General features: G+C 70.6%; 14 protein-coding genes. 9 read left to right on the top strand and 5 right to left on the bottom strand.

Translation table 11 applies throughout. From position 1 onward, the window contains the following. Positions 1 to 3: 3 nt before the first annotated feature. The 4 genes from AFR_RS27805 to AFR_RS27790 are packed head-to-tail and all read right to left on the bottom strand — an operon-like array spanning position 4 to position 3488. Positions 4 to 1185 (bottom strand): ABC transporter permease, encoded by a 1182-nt coding sequence (locus tag AFR_RS27805; protein ID WP_023560137.1) that lies wholly within the window; start codon positions 1183 to 1185, stop codon positions 4 to 6. Continuing rightward, the gene (locus AFR_RS27800) at positions 1182 to 1862 is read right to left on the bottom strand and encodes an ABC transporter ATP-binding protein (RefSeq protein ID WP_023560136.1); all 681 of its coding nucleotides are present in this window, start codon (positions 1860 to 1862) and stop codon (positions 1182 to 1184) included. The genes AFR_RS27805 and AFR_RS27800 overlap by 4 nt, the downstream gene beginning before the upstream one ends. Continuing rightward, complete coding sequence (locus tag AFR_RS27795; protein ID WP_041841189.1) at positions 1859 to 2950, bottom strand: efflux RND transporter periplasmic adaptor subunit; 1092 nt, start codon at positions 2948 to 2950, stop codon at positions 1859 to 1861. Before AFR_RS27795 ends, AFR_RS27800 begins: the two co-directional genes overlap by 4 nt. Next, entirely contained in the window at positions 2934 to 3488 is a 555-nt protein-coding gene (locus AFR_RS27790) for a hypothetical protein (RefSeq protein WP_023560134.1), read from the bottom strand. Before AFR_RS27790 ends, AFR_RS27795 begins: the two co-directional genes overlap by 17 nt. A gap of 102 nt (positions 3489 to 3590) precedes the next feature. Here AFR_RS27790 and AFR_RS27785 point away from each other — a divergent pair, with 102 nt between their 5' ends. Continuing rightward, entirely contained in the window at positions 3591 to 4274 is a 684-nt protein-coding gene (locus AFR_RS27785; RefSeq protein ID WP_148308074.1) for a response regulator transcription factor, read from the top strand. Position 4275: 1 nt separating this feature from the next. Further along, positions 4276 to 6039, top strand: coding sequence for a sensor histidine kinase (locus tag AFR_RS27780; protein ID WP_023560132.1), 1764 nt, complete (start codon positions 4276 to 4278; stop codon positions 6037 to 6039). Between the two features lie 34 nt (positions 6040 to 6073). Here the strand turns inward: AFR_RS27780 and AFR_RS27775 are convergent, their stop codons facing one another. Continuing rightward, positions 6074 to 7870: an ABC transporter ATP-binding protein gene (locus tag AFR_RS27775; RefSeq protein WP_023560131.1), complete on the bottom strand. Its 1797-nt coding sequence runs from the start codon at positions 7868 to 7870 to the stop codon at positions 6074 to 6076. A gap of 85 nt (positions 7871 to 7955) precedes the next feature. Between AFR_RS27775 and AFR_RS27770 the strand changes: the two genes are divergently transcribed. The 7 genes from AFR_RS27770 to AFR_RS27740 all read left to right on the top strand — a co-directional run bounded on the left by AFR_RS27770 (position 7956) and on the right by AFR_RS27740 (position 16718). After that, positions 7956 to 8363, top strand: a complete 408-nt coding sequence (locus AFR_RS27770) for a MarR family winged helix-turn-helix transcriptional regulator (protein ID WP_023560130.1) — start codon at positions 7956 to 7958, stop codon at positions 8361 to 8363. A 92-nt stretch (positions 8364 to 8455) separates the two neighbouring features. Then, positions 8456 to 9001, top strand: coding sequence for a TetR/AcrR family transcriptional regulator (locus AFR_RS27765; RefSeq protein ID WP_023560129.1), 546 nt, complete (start codon positions 8456 to 8458; stop codon positions 8999 to 9001). Position 9002: 1 nt separating this feature from the next. After that, positions 9003 to 11177 carry an MMPL family transporter gene (locus AFR_RS27760; protein ID WP_023560128.1) on the top strand — a complete coding sequence of 725 codons (2175 nt, stop codon included), beginning with the start codon at positions 9003 to 9005 and terminating at the stop codon, positions 11175 to 11177. 184 nt (positions 11178 to 11361) lie between these two features. Continuing rightward, a complete protein-coding gene (gene mmsA / locus AFR_RS27755) occupies positions 11362 to 12909 on the top strand; it encodes a multiple monosaccharide ABC transporter ATP-binding protein (RefSeq protein WP_023560127.1) in 1548 nt (515 codons plus the stop codon). After that, positions 12906 to 14204 (top strand): multiple monosaccharide ABC transporter permease, encoded by a 1299-nt coding sequence (gene mmsB / locus AFR_RS27750; RefSeq protein WP_023560126.1) that lies wholly within the window; start codon positions 12906 to 12908, stop codon positions 14202 to 14204. Before mmsA ends, mmsB begins: the two co-directional genes overlap by 4 nt. Positions 14205 to 14262: 58 nt before the next feature. Further along, positions 14263 to 15363 (top strand): substrate-binding domain-containing protein, encoded by a 1101-nt coding sequence (locus AFR_RS27745; protein WP_023560125.1) that lies wholly within the window; start codon positions 14263 to 14265, stop codon positions 15361 to 15363. A gap of 173 nt (positions 15364 to 15536) precedes the next feature. Beyond that, positions 15537 to 16718 carry an ROK family transcriptional regulator gene (locus AFR_RS27740; RefSeq protein ID WP_041842795.1) on the top strand — a complete coding sequence of 394 codons (1182 nt, stop codon included), beginning with the start codon at positions 15537 to 15539 and terminating at the stop codon, positions 16716 to 16718. Positions 16719 to 16755: the final 37 nt, after the last annotated feature.

Raw genomic sequence — 16755 nt, 5'->3', positions numbered from 1 at the left:
CGGTCACGTCGCCAGCGCCTCGGTCGGGGGCAGGCGCGCGGCGCGGATCGCCGGGTAGCCGCCGGCGACGATCCCGACCAGCACCGCGACGCCGACCGCACCGGCCGGCGTCTGCGGTGAGAGGACCGGTGGCCAGCCCTGGCGCAGGGCGTAGGCCACCGTGGCCGCACTGCCCAGCGCCGCCCCGGTCAGGGCGCCGAGCAGCGACAGCACGACCGACTCGGCGAGGAACTGCGCCCGGATCCAGCCGCGGTGCGCGCCCAGCGAGCGCCGCAGCCCGATCTCGCGGCGGCGTTCCAGCACCGAGATGACCATCGTGTTGGCCACCCCGATGCCGCCGACCAGCAGCGCCACCGCGGCCAGGCCGAGGAAGAGCGCCGAGAAGGTGGTCTCCGTCGCGCGTTTGGCGGCAAGCGCGTCCGACGGGCGGCTCACCCGGACCAGTCCCGGCCCCTGCGGGTGGATGGTCGCGGCCAGCACCGCGCGGACGTCCTCGACGGCCGCGTCGTCGGCGCGGACGTAGAGGACCGTGGGCCGCCCGTCGAAGTGCAGCAGGGCGCGGGCCGCGTCCCAGCCGACGAGCACGGCCCGGTCGATCTCCGGTGCGAGCGGGATCGGCCGCAGCACCCCCACGACGGTGAACTTCCGCCCGTCGACGACCGTCTGCGGTGAGGAGCCCGGCGCCACCTCGGTGATGCCCAGCCGGCTCGCCGCCTCGGCGCCCAGCACCACCACCGGGAACCGCTGGTTCGCGGCGTCCAGGAAGCGGCCGGACCCGACGTGGCCGCCGAGCACACCGAGCAGGTCGAGATGCGCGGCGAGCACCGCCGTACCGGAGGCCGGGTCGGTCCGGTCGTTGCGCTGGATCCCGAGGTGGGTGTTGGCGACCGCTGTCGCCGCGGTGACCGGCGCGATCCGCTCGGTCATGGCCACGGACTCCGGCGCCAGGAGCACCGGCGGGTCCTGATCGGGGACGGCGCTCGCCTGCGACAGGTTGGTGCCGAGGCGGTCGAGCTGTTCCAGCAGCCCGGCCCGGCTGGACGCGGGCACGCCGGTGACGACGACCATCGTGGCGACACCGATGGCGATGCCCAGCGCCGACAGGGCCGCGCGCAGCCGCCGGGTCCGGATGCCGAAGAACCCCAGAGCGAGCAGGTCCAGCGGGGAGAGCCGGACCCGCCTCATCCGGGGCCACCGGTGTCCCGGACGAGCCGGCCGTCCCGCAGCTCGACCCGGCGGGGCAGGGCGGCGGCGATGTCACGGTCATGGGTGATCACGGCGATGGTCGTCCCCTCGGCGTTCAGGCGGGTGAGCAGGTCCAGCACCGACCGCCCGGTACGGCTGTCCAGCGCACCCGTCGGCTCGTCGGCCAGCACCAGCGAGGGCCCGTTGACCAGCGCACGGGCGATGGCCACCCGTTGCCGTTCACCACCGGAGAGCTGGTGCGGCTGGTGCTGCGTACGGTGGGCGAGCCCGACACGGTCCAGGGCGGCCGCCGCGAGCGGGCGCCGGCGGCGGCGGGGGACCCCGGCGTACTGCAGGCCCAGGGCGACGTTCTCGGCCGCGCTCAGCCCGTCGGTCAGGTGGAACTGCTGGAAGACGAAGCCGAGTTGCTGCCCGCGCAGCGCCGAGAGCCGCCGGTCGCGCAGCCGGGCGGCATCCTGCCCGCCGAGGGTCACCGTGCCGCTGGTCGGCCGGTCGAGGGTGCCCATGATGTGCAGCAGTGTCGACTTGCCCGAGCCGGACGGCCCGACGATGGCCAGCAGCTCACCCGCGGCGATCTCCAGGGTGACGTGGTCGAGGGCGGTGACCGTGCCGCCGTACACCTTGCTGACGTCGTGCACGGCGAGGACCGAGGTCATGAGGCGGTCACCACGGTGACACCCTCGTCGAGGCCGGGCCCGCTGACCTCGACCCGGCCGTCGGCGAACAACCCGGTGTCGACCGGCACCAGGGCACCACCGGCGATCTGCACCGCGTACCCGCCCTCGAGCAGCGCCAGCAGGGCGCCGACCGGCACGGCCAGGACGTCCGGGCGGGTCTCGCCGGTCACCTCGACCTGGACCGGCGCAGCGGTGAGCCGGGACACCGCCCCGGAATCGTCGAGCTTGACGGTGACCGTGGTGCGGGGCTGTTCCGTGCCGTCCCCGCCTTCCGGAGCACGGGCCGTCGTGCCGACCGACGTGACCTTCGCCTTCGCGACATCCCCGTCGGGCAGCGTGACCCGCACGGCGTCCCCGCGCCGGACCGAGCCGCTGTCACCGGCGTCGAGCTGCACGGTCACGACCTTCGCCGTACCGGTGACGGCCATCAGCGGCGCGTCGGACGGGCGGCCGGGCCGGGCGATCAGGGCCGCGACACGCAGCTTGCCGCTGTGCACGAGCACGTCACCGGGGGCGATGACCCCGGTTGCCGGTACGCCGTGATCGGTCTGCCACCGCTTGACGGCCGCGATGAGCGACCGGGTCATGACCCCGTCGCCCGCGTGCACCTTCAGCGGCGCCGGCTCGGCAGGACTGCCCGGCAGCGGCTGATCCCCGGTGCGGTACCCCAGGGCCCGCAGGTTGTCGACGACCACCCGCACGTCCCGCCCGACCAGGCCGGCCCGGTCCAGGGGCCGGAAGAGCGGCGTCCGGCCGTAGAAGAGCGGCACCGGCCGGTCGTCACGCCGGTAGACCGGTTGCCCGCGTTTGACCACGGCACCCTGTTTCGGCAGCCAGGTGACCGTGCCGGCACCACCCTCGAGCTCCTGCGGCGTGCCGTAGCCCAGCTCGCCGGAGACCGTCCGCGTCGTCGACAGGTCGGTCCGGGTGACCACCGCTGTAGCCGCGGGCGGCCCGGTTGCTTCCTCGGTGCCGGTGGGCTTGCGCTCGGGCAGGAACCGCAGCCCGGCGACGACCAGCCCGGCCAGGACCAGCACCAGGGCGGCCCACCTAACCCCTCTTGCCATCGTAAGCCTGCACCTCGCACGCCTCGGTCACCGCGTCCGCGTTCGGGAAGTCGCCCCACTTCGGGCCGGGCTCCCAACCGTCGGCCACCTTGTGGACGTCGTCGCCGTGGTCCTTCAGGCATTGCCAGAAGTTGTTCTCGTCGTCCTTCAGGTACGGGTTCTGCTCCGGATCCTTCTCCGGCGGCGGCTGCGGCAGGGTGTGGTCACAGGCTTTGTGGATCTCGGGTGTGTCGGCCTGCATCTTGCCCTCGGCGCTGTTGAACTCGTAGACGCCTTCGGCGTTCTTCTTCATCGGCACGCCGGCTCCGGCGAGACAGGCGTAGAAGGCGTTCCAGAGCTGGTCCTCCTCCTCGCGGCTCATGTCCATGCGCATGACGGGCGGGCCGGCGGACCTGGCCGGGGCCGAGGCGCCGGCGACCGGTTCGCTGCGGAAGCTCACGACCTTCGGGGCGTTGTCGTCACCGGACGAGGACGAACAGCCGGCGACGCCGCCGAGACAGAGGGTCAGCGCCAGCAGGGCGCGCAGGGGAGTGGGCATGCCGGAGATCGTGCGGGCCCGCGATCAGCCGTCCGTCAGTCACTTGTATCGAGGTTGTCAGATTTTCCGGGCGTCCTTGCGACCCTGCCTATAGTCGGCACCGTGCGAACCCAGGTGCTCATCGCCGAGGACGACCCCCGGCAGGCCGAAGGCGTCCGCCGCTACCTGGTCGCCGAGGGCTACGAGGCGCTGGTGGTGCCGGACGGCCGCGCCGCCATCGACACTGTCCGGCGTGAACGCCCCGACCTGCTCATCCTCGACGTGATGATGCCCAAGGTCGACGGGCTCGACGTGTGCCGCGTGCTGCGCGCCGAGTACGACCTGCCCATCCTCGTGCTGACCGCCCGGTCCAGCGAGGAGGACCTGCTGCTCGGTCTCGACCTGGGCGCCGACGACTACCTGACCAAGCCGTACAGCCCGCGCGAGCTGATGGCCCGGGTGCGGACCCTGCTGCGCCGCACGTCGCGGGCGGTCACCGTGGATCATCGGGTCCATGCCGTGGCCGGCTTTGTCGTCGATCCGGTACGCCGTGAGGTGCGCCGCGGCGACACCGTCGTCGTCTGCACCCGCGGCGAGTTCGAGGTCCTCGCGACACTGGCCGCCGAGCCGGGCCGGGTCTTCACCCGCCGGCAGCTGCTGCAGCGCACCCGGGGCTGGGAGAGCTACCCGACCGACCGCACCATCGACATGCACGTGCTCAACCTGCGTCGCAAGCTCGAGTCCGACCCGGCCCGCCCGCGCCACCTGATCACGGTCTACGGCGTCGGCTACAAGCTGAGTCCCTGACGTGGGCGCCACCCGGGTGCCGCTGCACCGCAGCCTGCTCACCCGTCTGCTGGCCACCTCGCTCGCGGTGGCCGTCTGCGCCGTGGCCGCCACCGCGTGGCTGGCGGTCCGCACGACGAGCCGGGTGATCAGGCAGGAGCAGGGCCAGTCCATCGCGGCCGACAGCAGGATCTACGACGGGCTCCTCGGGTACGCGGCCACCCACGCGAGCTGGCAGGGTGTCGAGCCGGTGCTGACCGAGCTGGCCGCCGGTACGGGCCGCCAGGTCACCCTCACGGACGCCCAGGGCCGGTGGCTGGCCGGCCGCACGGGTGAGCTGCCGTCCCGCCCGTCGGCCGTGGTCGACGCCCTGCACGTCGACACCGCACTGCGGGGCGGCACCAACGCGACCGAGATCGACCCGCGGGCGGTCGGGCCGTTCCGGCTCACCGCGGCCGAGCGTGCGGTGCTGCGCAAGGCGGCCACGGCGCAGATCGCCTGTCTCGAGGACATCGGCTTCGGCGGTGTGCTCACCGAGTCGCCGTCGGGGCGGGTGTCCGTCTCGGCGCAGGGTGATCTCGACACCCAGGGTGCGCTGTTCAAGTGTGACCGGGGGATCGGCCCGACGAGCACCGAGAAGAGAGCCCTCGACAAGCTCACCGGCCTGGTCACGGGTTGTGTCGAACGCCAGGGAGCCCGGATCAGCCTCCAGCTGTCGGCCGACTTCTCCTACCGGGCCAAGACCGGCCCCGGGGTCGACGACGGGCAGATCCGCGACTGCCTCGACGCGGCCCGCCGCGAGCAGCTGCGGCCGTACGTGGCGCCGGCCGCCCGGCTCTACATGGGAAGTCCGGCCCGGCAGCCCGACGCCACGTTCGACCTGACCGGCCGCAACGCCGGGTATGTCGCCGGGGTCACGGGACTGGTGCTGCTCCTCGCGGTGCTGGTGACCGTGCTGGTGGGACTGCGGCTGGTCCGCCCGCTGCGGGTGCTGACGGCGGCCGCGCAGCGCCCGCTGGACCGCGACGCCCCGGTGCCGGTCACCGGCGACGACGAGATCGGCCGGCTCGCCGCGGCCTTCAACGACCTGGCCGAGCGCCGCCAGGTCAGCGAACGCCGGCGCAAGGCGATGGTCAGCGACGTCGCGCACGAGCTGCGGACCCCGCTGTCCAACATCCGCATCTGGCTCGAGGCCGCCCAGGACGGTCTGGCCCCGCTCGATCCCGAGCTGCTGGACCTGCTGACCGAGGAGGCGCTGCTTCTGCAGCACGTCATCGACGACCTGCGGGATCTTGCCGCCGCGGACGCCGGTTCTCTGCGGCTGCACCCGTCGCGGGTCCACGTCGAGGACCTGCTGCGGCAGGTGGCCGAGGCGCAGCGGGAGACCGCCACGCGCGGCGGCGTCGACCTGCGGCTGGAGCTGGCCGGTGACCCGGAGGTCGAGCTGGACCCGGTCCGGCTGCGGCAGATCGTCGGCAACCTGCTGTCGAACGCCGTCCGGCACACCCCGCCGGGCGGCCGCGTCGTCCTGCGGTCGCGGATCGCGGGTGACGAGCTGCTGGTCGAGGTGGCGGACACGGGCTCCGGCATCGCGCCGCAGGACCTGCCGCACGTCTTCGACCGGTTCTGGCGGGCCGACAAGGCGCGCAGCCGGCAGACCGGGGGCAGCGGCCTGGGCCTGGCGATCGCCCGCAAGCTCGCGCGCGAGCACGGGGGCGATCTGACCGCGGCGAGCCGGCCCGGCGCCGGCAGCACCTTCACCCTGAGGCTGCCCTCACGCGGCTAGCCCGGCCGGGGTGCCGGCCACCGGCCGACCAGGCTCACGCGGCCAGGTCGGCGTACCGGCCACCGACCGAGACCAGGCTCTCGTGGGTGCCGGACTCGAGGATCCGGCCGTGGTCGACCACCACGATCTGGTCGGCGTCACGGACGGTGGAGAGCCGGTGCGCGATGGTCACCGTCGTCCGGCCGCGGGCCAGCTCGTCGAACGCGCGCTGCACGGCCCGCTCGGTCGAGGTGTCGAGCGCGCTGGTGGCCTCGTCCAGGACCAGGATCCGCGGGTCCCGCAGCAGGGTCCGGGCGATGGCGATGCGCTGCTTCTCACCACCGGAGAAGCGGTGACCGCGCGAGCCGACAACGGTGTCGTAGCCGTCCGGGAGCCCGGCGATCAGGTCGTGGATCTGCGCGGCCCGGGCGGCCTGCTCGATCTGCTCGTCCGTGGCCTCCGGGCGGGCGTACCGCAGGTTCTCCCGCACGGTCGTGTGCAGCAGGTACGTCTCCTGGCTGACCACGCCGACGATGCCCGCGAGGTCGGCCAGCCGCAGGTCGCGCAGGTCGATGCCGTCGACGGTGATGCGTCCGGCGTCGGGGTCGTAGAGGCGCGCGATCAGTGCGGCCAGGGTGCTCTTGCCCGAGCCGGTCTCGCCGACCAGGGCCAGGGACGTGCCGGCGGGCACATCGAGGCTGACACCGGCGATCGCCGCGGTCTCACTGCCCGGGTACGCGAAGGTCACGTCCTCGAAGCGCAGGTGGCCGCGTACCGGACGGGTCAGGGTGACCGGCTCGGCGGGATCGTCCACCTCGACCGGCAGGTCCAGATATTCGAAGATGCGGGCGAAGAGCGCGAGCGAGCTGGTCAGCTGGACCCCGACGCCGAGCAGGCCCATCAGGGGCCGGAAGAGCCCGGCCTGCAGCGAGGTGAACGCGACCAGGGTGCCGATGCTCAGCTTGCCCGCGGTCATCGGCAGACCGGCGCTCAGGTAGATGAGCGCGGGGATCGCGGCGAAGATGATGCTCATCGCGGCCATGCGCCAGCGGCCGGCCAGCTCGGAGCGCAGCTCCAGGTCGATGAGGCGGGTCGACGACGCGGTGAACCGCTCGACCAGCGCCGGGCCGGTCCCCATGGTCTTGCTCAGCTGCACGCCGCTGATCGACAGGCCTTCCTCGACGGTGACGTTGAGGTCGGCGAGCTCCCGCTGGCGCTGCGCGGTGATCTCCTTGCGCATCTTGGCGACGCGGCGGGTCAGGTAGATCGCGGGCGGCAGGACGACCAGCGAGACGAGGGAGAGCTGCCAGCTCAGGGCGGCCATGGCGACCGCGGTGGCGACGGCGGTGGTGAGGTTCGAGGCGATCGAGGTCGCGGTCGAGGTGACCACGGACTGCATGCCGCCGATGTCGTTGGTGATGCGCGACTGCACCTCGCCGGTCCGGGTCCTGGTGAAAAAGGCCACGGACTGGCGCTGTAGGTGGGTGAAGACGTCGGTGCGCAGCCGGTGCATGACACGCTGGCCGACGGTGGTGGAGATCCAGGTCTGGACGACCCCGAGCGCGGAGGTCACGGCGGCGACGGCGACCATGCCGGCGACCAGCCAGACCAGCAGCGTCAGGTCCTGCTGCGGCAACGCGCGGTCGATGACCTCGCGGAGCAGGAAGGGGGAGGCCATGGCGATCACGGACGAGGCCACGATGATCGCGGTGACCAGGGTCAGGGGTGTGCGGTGAGCGGTGAAGAGCCGTCCGATGCGACGGAGCGAGACCTCTTTGGCCTGCTTCTTCTCGGCGGCGGTGACGGTCTGGGAGCGGCCTCGGCGGCCGGTTTCGACAGGTGGCGATTCCAAGAGCAACAACCTTCTTCCGGTACGGGTTAAGCTGAGGTTACCTCAACATGAGGCTACAACCGCAATCGCTGATACGGTATTCCCCGTGGACGACGACCACCTCTCCGAGCTGTTCTGGTCCGTGGCCCGCAACCTGCGCCACCTCAACCGCGAGGCTCTGGAGCCGCTGAACGTCTCGCCGTCGCACGGCCGCGCGCTCAACGTGCTGCTCAAACACGGCTCGCTGCGCCCGGGTGCCCTCGCCGAGCATCTGCGCATCGCGGCCCGCTCGGCCACCGAGGTCGTCGACGACCTGGAGCAGCGCGGTCTCGTGGCCCGGGCCCCCGACCCCGCCGACCGCCGGGCGACCCTGGTGACCCTCACGGCGGAGGGCCGGGCCGCCGGCGACGCGATCCGCTCGGCCCGCCAGCAGGCGGCGGAGCGGTTCTTCGCCGCGCTCAGCGACACCGACCGCACAGAGCTGACTCGAATTCTTCGCCAGCTCCGCGACTGACAATCTCCTGCGGGGGTAGCAGAGAGTTACGTCAGTCACTTTCCTGACCGATCGGCCAGCTTCTGACCGATCGGTCAGGCATGCTGAGATCCATGGTCCGCACCAGTACGCGGGACGAGATCCTCAGCGTCGCCGCCGAGCAGTTCGCCCACTCCGGGTTCAAGGGCACCTCGCTGCAGGACATCGCCGCCCGGGTGGGCTGTTCCAAGGCCACGTTGCTCTACCACTTCGCCAGCAAGGAAGCGATCTTCGCCGAGATGCTGGCACCCGCCGCGCGGGAGTTCGCCGAGCTCAGCGCGGGCTTCGCCGCCCTCGACGACCGCGCCGCCCAGGCCGCGGCCATCGAGGGCTTCGTCGATCTGGTGCTGCGGTACCGCCGCGAGATCTCGCTCATCTACGACGGCACGGCGCAGTTCCTGCAGGAGCCGGCTTTCGAGTTCCTGCTCCCGCTCACCGAGGACCTGTGTTCCGTGTTCGCCGCGCGCTCCACGGACCCGGCCACCCGCCTGGCCGCGGAGGTCGTACTCGCGGGCATCGTCACCGTCGCCATCGACAAGGACGACGAGGGCCTGCGCGAGGCCCTCATCGGTGTCGCCAAGCGTGCCCTGATCACCCCTATCCCTCACGACAAGGACTGACATGGCAACCCTGTTGTACCGGCTCGGCCGGGCCTCGTTCCGGCGCCGCAAGCTCGTGGTCGCCCTGTGGCTCGTGCTGCTGGCCGCGCTCGGTGGCGCCGCCCTGGCCTTCAAGGGACCGACGTCGAGCAACTTCACCATGCCCGGCACCGAGTCGCAGCGTGCGATCGACGCGCTGCAGAAGGAGTTCCCCGAGGCCAGCGGGGCCACCGGCACGATCGTCGTCGCCGCGCCGCAGGGTGCCACGCTCGCCGATCCGCAGCTCAAGGCGGCGGTGCAAGGGTTGGTCAAGGAGGCCGGCACGCTGCCGGGTGCACTCGCGGCCGTCGACCCGTACGCCGTGAAGGCGCTGTCCCAGGACGGCCGTCACGCGCTGATCCAGGTCCAGTTCGCCGAGCGCGCGGATGCCGTGACCGAGGACCAGCGCACCGCCTACGAGAACAGCGGCGCCGCGGCCGAGGCAGCCGGCCTGCAGGTGGAGCACGGCGGCGAGGTGATGAACGCACCGCCGGAGGTCGGCGGCACCGAGGCCATCGGCGTGGTCATCGCGCTCGTCGTCCTGGTGATCACGTTCGGCTCGCTGGTGGCCGCGGGCATGACCATGCTCAACGCGCTGATCGGTGTCGGCGCCGGCATGGCCGGTCTGTTCGCGCTGAGCAGCGTCATCGACCTGACCAGCACCGCGCCGGTCCTGGCGCTGATGCTCGGCCTGGCGGTCGGCATCGACTACTCGCTGTTCATCACCTCGCGCCACCGCCAGAACCTGGTCGACGGCCTCGAACCCGAGGAGGCGGCCGCCCGCGCGGTCGGCACCGCCGGGTCCGCGGTCGTGTTCGCAGGCATCACGGTGGTCATCGCGCTCGCGGGTCTCGCCGTGGTCCGGATCCCGTTCCTCACCGTGATGGGCCTGGCCGCCGCCGGCACCGTCGCGGTCGCCGTGGTCGTCGCCATCACGCTGCTGCCCGCACTGCTGGGCTTCGCCGGTGAGAAGGTCCTGCCCCGCAAGCTGCGCGGGCACGCCGCCTCGCACGCCACGACCAAGGAGGCCTTCGGCTTCCGCTGGGCCCGCATCGTCACCCGGCTGCGCATCCCGGTCATCCTGGTCGGTGTGCTCGGCCTCGGCGCCCTGGCGATCCCGGCCATGGACATGCGGGTCGCCCTGCCCGACGCGAGCGCGGCCGCTCCCGGTACGCCGGCCCGTGAGGCCGCCGACCTGATCACCGCCGGCTTCGGCCCGGGTTTCAACGGCCGGCTCGCGCTGGTCGTCTCCAGTGACTCGCCCGAGCAGACGGGCGCCGCGGTGCAGCAGGTCAGCCAGGTCCTGCAGGGCACACCCGACCTGCTCACGCTGACCCCGCCTAACCTGAGCCGGGACAAGCTCACCGCGCTGCTGGCGATCATCCCGCAGACCGGCCCGACCGACGCGGCCACCGAGGAGCTGGTCCACGAGGTCCGCGACCGGGTGGCCGGTGTCAGCGGTGCCGAGGTGGCGGTGACCGGGCAGACCGCCGTCGGCATCGACGTGTCGGAGAAGCTGTCCGACGCCATGCCCGTCTACCTGTTGCTGGTGGTCGGACTGTCGGTGCTGCTGCTGATGCTCGTCTTCCGGTCGGTGCTGGTGCCGCTCAAGGCGGCGCTCGGCTTCCTGCTGACCGTCGGCGCGACCTTCGGCATCACGGTGCTGGTGTTCCAGGAGGGACACCTGGCCTCGCTGGTGGGTCTGGACACGCCGGGCCCGCTGGTCAGCTTCCTGCCCATCCTGCTCATCGGCATCCTCTTCGGTCTGGCCATGGACTACGAGGTGTTCCTGGTGTCCCGGATGCGCGAGGACTACGTGCACGGTGCCGACGTCCAGGCGGCGACGATCAGCGGCATGGGTCACGGCGCCCGTGTGGTCACCGCGGCCGCGCTGATCATGACGTCGGTCTTCGCCGGCTTCATGCTGATCGACGACCCGGTCATCAAGTCCATGGGCTTCGCCCTCGCGATCGGTGTCGCCATCGACGCGTTCGTGGTCCGGATGACGATCGTGCCGGCCGTGATCTCACTCCTCGGACGGGCCGCCTGGTGGCTGCCGGCCTGGCTGAACAGGGCATTGCCGAATGTCGACATCGAGGGTGAGCGCCTGCGCGATCAGCTGAGCGAGGAACCTGAACGGGAAACCGTCACCGTCTGAACGAACGACCGCCGGGGTGTGCACAGCACGCCCCGGCGGTTTATTGCCGGATTGTTACCTGTCCGGTGATCTAGAAACTTGCGAATCATCTTCTGCTCTGAATAGGTTGCCTTCGGCAACAAAACCACATCACAGCCAGACCCCTCCCGGAGGCATCCATGACGTTGGCGAGGTGGTGCGACCTATGAGCGACACGCACATCCTCCTGGAGATGCGCTCCATCACCAAGGAGTTCCCCGGAGTCAAGGCCCTCTCCGACGTCAACCTGGTGGTGCGCGCCGGCGAGATCCACGCGATCTGCGGTGAGAACGGTGCCGGCAAGTCCACGCTGATGAAGGTCCTCAGCGGGGTCTACCCGTACGGCACGTACGACGGTGACATCGTTTACCAAGGGGCGGAGACGCGCTTCGGTGACATCCGGGCCAGCGAGAACGCCGGCATCGTGATCATTCACCAGGAGCTCGCGCTCATCCCGGACATGTCGATCGCCGAGAACATCTTCCTCGGCAACGAGCCCCGCAAGCGCGGCGCGATCGACTGGAAGGCCGCCAACCGCCGGGCGCTCGACCTGATGGCGCGGGTGGGCCTCCAGGAGGACCCCGACACGCTGATCAAGGACATCGGCGTCGGCAAGCAGCAGCTGGTGGAGATCGCCAAGGCGTTCGCCAAGGACGTCAAGCTGCTCATCCTCGACGAGCCCACCGCGGCCCTGAACGAGGCCGACTCCCGCCACCTGCTGGACCTGCTGCGCGGGTTCCGCGAGCGCGGCATCACCTCGATCATGATCTCGCACAAGCTGAACGAGATCGAGGCGATCGCCGACCAGATCACCATCCTGCGGGACGGCAAGACGGTCGAGACGCTGAACATCAAGGCGGACGGCGTCGACGAGGACCGCATCGTGCGGGGCATGGTCGGCCGCGAGCTGAGCAGTCGCTTCCCGGACCACACGCCGAAGATCGGCGAGGTCTTCTTCGAGGTCAAGAACTGGAACGTCCGGCACCCGATCTCCGCCGACCGCCAGGTCTGCAAGAACGAGAGCTTCGTGGTGCGCCGCGGCGAGATCGTCGGCTTCGCCGGCCTCATGGGCGCCGGCCGTACCGAGCTCGCGATGAGCGTCTTCGGCCGCTCGTACGGCGTCTGGGAGTCGGGCACGATCATCAAGGACGGCAAGGAGATCGAGCTCAAGTCGGTCTCCGACGCCATCGCCAACGGTCTGGCGTACGTCAGTGAGGACCGCAAGGCGATCGGCCTCAACCTGCTCGACGACATCAAGACGTCGACGGTGGCCGCCAAGCTGAAGAAGATCTCCCGGCACGGCGTCCTGGACGAGGTCGCGGAGTACAAGGCCGCCGAGTCCTACCGCAAGGAGCTGCGGACCAAGGCTCCGACGGTCGACGAGGGCGTCTCCAAGCTCTCCGGTGGCAACCAGCAGAAGGTTGTCCTGGCGAAGTGGATGTTCACGGACCCGGATCTGCTGATCCTCGACGAACCGACCCGCGGCATCGACGTGGGCGCGAAGTTCGAGATCTACGGCATCATCCAGCGGCTCGCCGACCAGGGGAAGGGCGTTGTTGTCATCTCCTCGGAGCTGCCTGAGCTGATCGGGCTCTGCGACCGCATCTACACCGTGTTCGAAGGCACCATCACCGGCGACATTCCCCGGCGGGACGCGGACCCGGAGACCCTCATGAAGCAGATGACCTCGACGAAGAAGATGCAGACGCGATGAGCCGATTCAAGGACCTTCAGAAGAACCTCTTCGGAGGCACCACCTCCAACGCCCGTCAGTTCGGGATGATCTTCACGCTGGTGGCGATCGTCGTCCTGTTCCAGGTGCTGACCGACGGCCTGACCCTGCGCTCGGACAACCTGATCGCGTTGTTCCAGCAGAACTCGTACATCCTGATCCTGGCCATCGGCATGCTGATGGTGATCGTGGCCGGGCACATCGACCTCTCGGTCGGCTCGATCGCGGCGTTCGCGGGCATCCTGGTCGCCAAGTCGATGGCGGAGTGGGACCTGCCCTGGCCGGTTGCGATCCTCTTCGGCCTGCTGATCGGCGCGGCCATCGGCGCCTGGCAGGGCTTCTGGGTCGCCTACATCGGCGTACCCGCGTTCATCGTGACGCTGGCCGGCATGCTGATCTTCCGTGGCGGCAACCAGTTCATCGGTAACGCCAGCACCATCCCGGTGCCGGAGGGCTTCCGGACGATCGGCGCGGGCTTCCTGCCCGAGGTCGGCCCGAGCACGGGGTACAACAACCTGACGCTGCTGCTCGGTCTCGCCGCCTGTGCGGCCGTGGTCTGGCGCGAGGTGCAGGCCCGCAAGACGCGCCGCGAGATGGACGCCGACGCCGCTCCGCTGTGGATCTCCATCTTCCGGATGGCCGTCATGGTCGGCGTGCTCGTCTTCGTCACGCTGCGCTTCGCCAGCGGCCGCGTCGGCACCAGCTTCCCGGTGTCGGGCATCATCCTGGTCGCGCTGGTCATCCTGTACTCGTTCTACACCCGCAACACCGCCGGTGGCCGGCACATCTACGCGGTCGGCGGCAACTCGCGCGCCGCGGAGCTGTCCGGCGTCAAGCTTCAGCGGGTCAACTTCTTCGTCATGATGAACATGTCCGTGCTGGCGGCGCTGGCCGGCATGATCTTCGTGGCGCGTTCGGCGGCCTCCGGCCCGCAGGACGGTAACGGCTGGGAACTGGACGCGATCGCCGCTGTCTTCATCGGTGGCGCGGCTGTCTCCGGCGGTATCGGCACCATCAGCGGATCCATCGTCGGTGGTCTCGTCATGGCCGTGCTCAACAACGGTCTGCAACTCCTGGGCGTCGGCACCGACCGGGTCCAGATCATCAAGGGCCTGGTCCTGCTGCTGGCCGTCGCACTCGACGTCTACAACAAGAGCCAGGGGCGCTTCTCCATCATCGGAAGCATCATGCGCCCATTCCGCCGGGAGGCATCAGCCGGACCGGCTTCATTGTCGGACGCGGGCTCAGAACCCGCCAAGACAACGGTGTCCGGCTGACGGTCACCGAACCCCTCTCACCCTGTATCACCACTGAAAAGAAAGGCATTACCCCCCAATGCGTAATTTCTTCGGCAAGACGGTGGCCATCGGCGCCATCTCGATGCTGGCCCTTACGGCCTGCGGCGGCGGCCGTGACGAGGAGACCGGTGGCTCCGACGCCCCGGCCAAGGGCTTCGCGGCCAACTCGCTCATCGGTGTGGCCCTCCCGGCCAAGACCTCCGAGAACTGGGTTCTCGCCGGTGACCTGTTCACCAACGGCCTGAAGGAGGCCGGCTTCCAGAGCGACGTGCAGTACGCCGGCGCGTCCACGACGGTTGCCGACCAGCAGGCGCAGATCACCGCCATGGTCACCAAGGGCGCCAAGGTCATCGTCATCGGCGCGACCGACGCCGCGCAGCTGTCGACCCAGGTCGCCGCGGCGCACCAGGCCGGCGCGAAGGTCATCGCGTACGACCGCCTCATCACCAACACGCCGGACCTCGACTACTACGTCGCGTTCGACAACTTCAAGGTCGGCCAGCTCCAGGGCCAGGCCCTGCTGGACGGCATGAAGGCCAAGAAGGCGACCGGCCCGTGGAACGTCGAGCTCTTCTCGGGCTCGCCGGACGACAACAACGCCGGTGTGTTCTTCAACGGTGCGATGGACGTCCTCAAGCCGGCCATCGACAAGGGTGACGTCGTCGTCGCGTCGAAGCAGACCGACGTCAAGCAGACCGCCATCCAGGGCTGGAAGGCCGAGGGTGCGCAGGCCCGCATGGACCAGCTGCTGACCTCGACCTACGGCAGCAAGGAGCTGGACGGCGTCCTCTCCCCGAACGACACGCTGGCCCGCGCGATCATCACCTCGATCAAGGGTGCCGGCAAGCCCGTCCCGGTTGTCACCGGTCAGGACTCCGAGGTCGAGTCGATCAAGTCGATCATGGCCGGCGAGCAGTACATGACCATCAACAAGGACACCCGCAACCTGGTCAAGGAAAGCATCAACATGGTCAAGGCTCTGCAGACCGGTGCTGCCCCCCAGGTGAACGACACCAAGTCCTACAACAACGGCAGCAAGGTCGTCGACACGTTCCTGCTCCCGCCGGTCGCCGTCACCAAGGCGAACGCGGCCGAGGCGTACGCGAACGACCCGAAGCTCGCGCCGCTCACCAAGTAAGTACGACTGGGTAGTCACTGACGGCCCTTGGGTCCCCGGAGTCCGTCTCCGGGGACCCTTCGTCGTCAGGGATACCGACATTTGCTCCAAAACAGCTCGGAGAGGGGGTCGGCATCGTGGCCACACCCGTACGATCCGGCCTTTCCCGGGCCGGTCGTCACCCGGAGGTTCCCCTGCCCGCGGCGCCCGGCGCCAGCCAGGAGGAGATCCGCCGGCAAAATCTGGGCGCCCTGCTGCGGTACGTCCACGTGCACGGCCCGACCTCCCGCGCCGAGCTGACCAGCCGGCTCGGGCTCAACCGCAGCACCATCGGCGCCCTCGCGGCCGACCTCGTCACTGCCGGCCTGGTCACCGAGGAAGCGCCCACCACCGTACGCCGGGCCGGCCGGCCCTCCCTGGTCGTGAGCCCCTGCTCCGAACGCGTCTACGCGATCGCGCTGAGCATCGAGGCCGACCGGCTGCGGGCCGCCTGCATCGGACTCGGCGGCCGAATCCTCGACCTGCGTGAGGTGCCCCGGGAGCCCGGGAGCACAGCCCTCGAGACGATCGCCCCGCTGGCGGCGGTCGCCCGGGAGATGGCCGGCGGCCTGGCCGAGGACGCCCTCTGCACCGGCGGCGGTGTGGCCGTGGCCGACACGACCCGCGACGAGGACGGCCGGATCCGGATCGGCGGCGCCGACGAGGAGCTGAACGCCGCCCTTGACGCCGAGTTCGGCAGCGGCCCGGCCTTCGTCGCCGGGGACATGGCCGACATCGCCGCCCTGGCCGAGCACATCCGCGGTGTCGCCGCCGGCCTCGACGACCTCGTCTACCTGCACGGCGACCTCGGCATCAGTGCCGGCATCATCACCGGCGGGCGGCTCGTCGCCGGCCACCGCGGGCACAGCGGCAAGGTCGGTCACATGGTGGTCAATCCCGACGGCCTGCCCTGCGGCTGCGGCTCGAAGGGCTGCTGGGAGACCGAGATCGGCGCGGCGGCCCTGCTGCGGCACGCCGGACGCGAGCCGGGGGAGCCCGGTGCCGTCCTCGACGTCCTGCGGGCGGCGGCGCGCGGTGAGCGTACGTCCCGGGCGGCCGTCCACCAGGTCGCCGGCTGGCTCGGTTTCGGTGTCGCGAACCTGGTCAACGTGGTCAACCCCGACCTGGTGGTCTTCGGGGGTGCCCTGCGCGAGGTCTACATCGCGGGCGCGGGGGTGGTCCGCCGCCGCCTGGACGGGATCGCGCTGCCCGCCTCCCGCGAACACGTCCAGCTGCGAGCGGCGACGCTCGGCCGCAACGCCGCCCTGATCGGCGCCGCGGAACTCGCCTTCGATCGTCTGCTCGCCGACCCGTTGAACGCGGGGGTTGCGGGGTAGGAGCAGACTGAGCAGGCCCAACCGAGAAGAGGCGTTC

It is taken from the genome of Amorphoplanes friuliensis DSM 7358, assembly GCF_000494755.1.
GTDB classification, from domain to species: Bacteria; Actinomycetota; Actinomycetes; order Mycobacteriales; family Micromonosporaceae; genus Actinoplanes; species Actinoplanes friuliensis.
The sequence above is the reverse complement of the archived record's forward strand: the minus strand, read 5'-3'. Positions and strand labels throughout refer to the sequence as shown.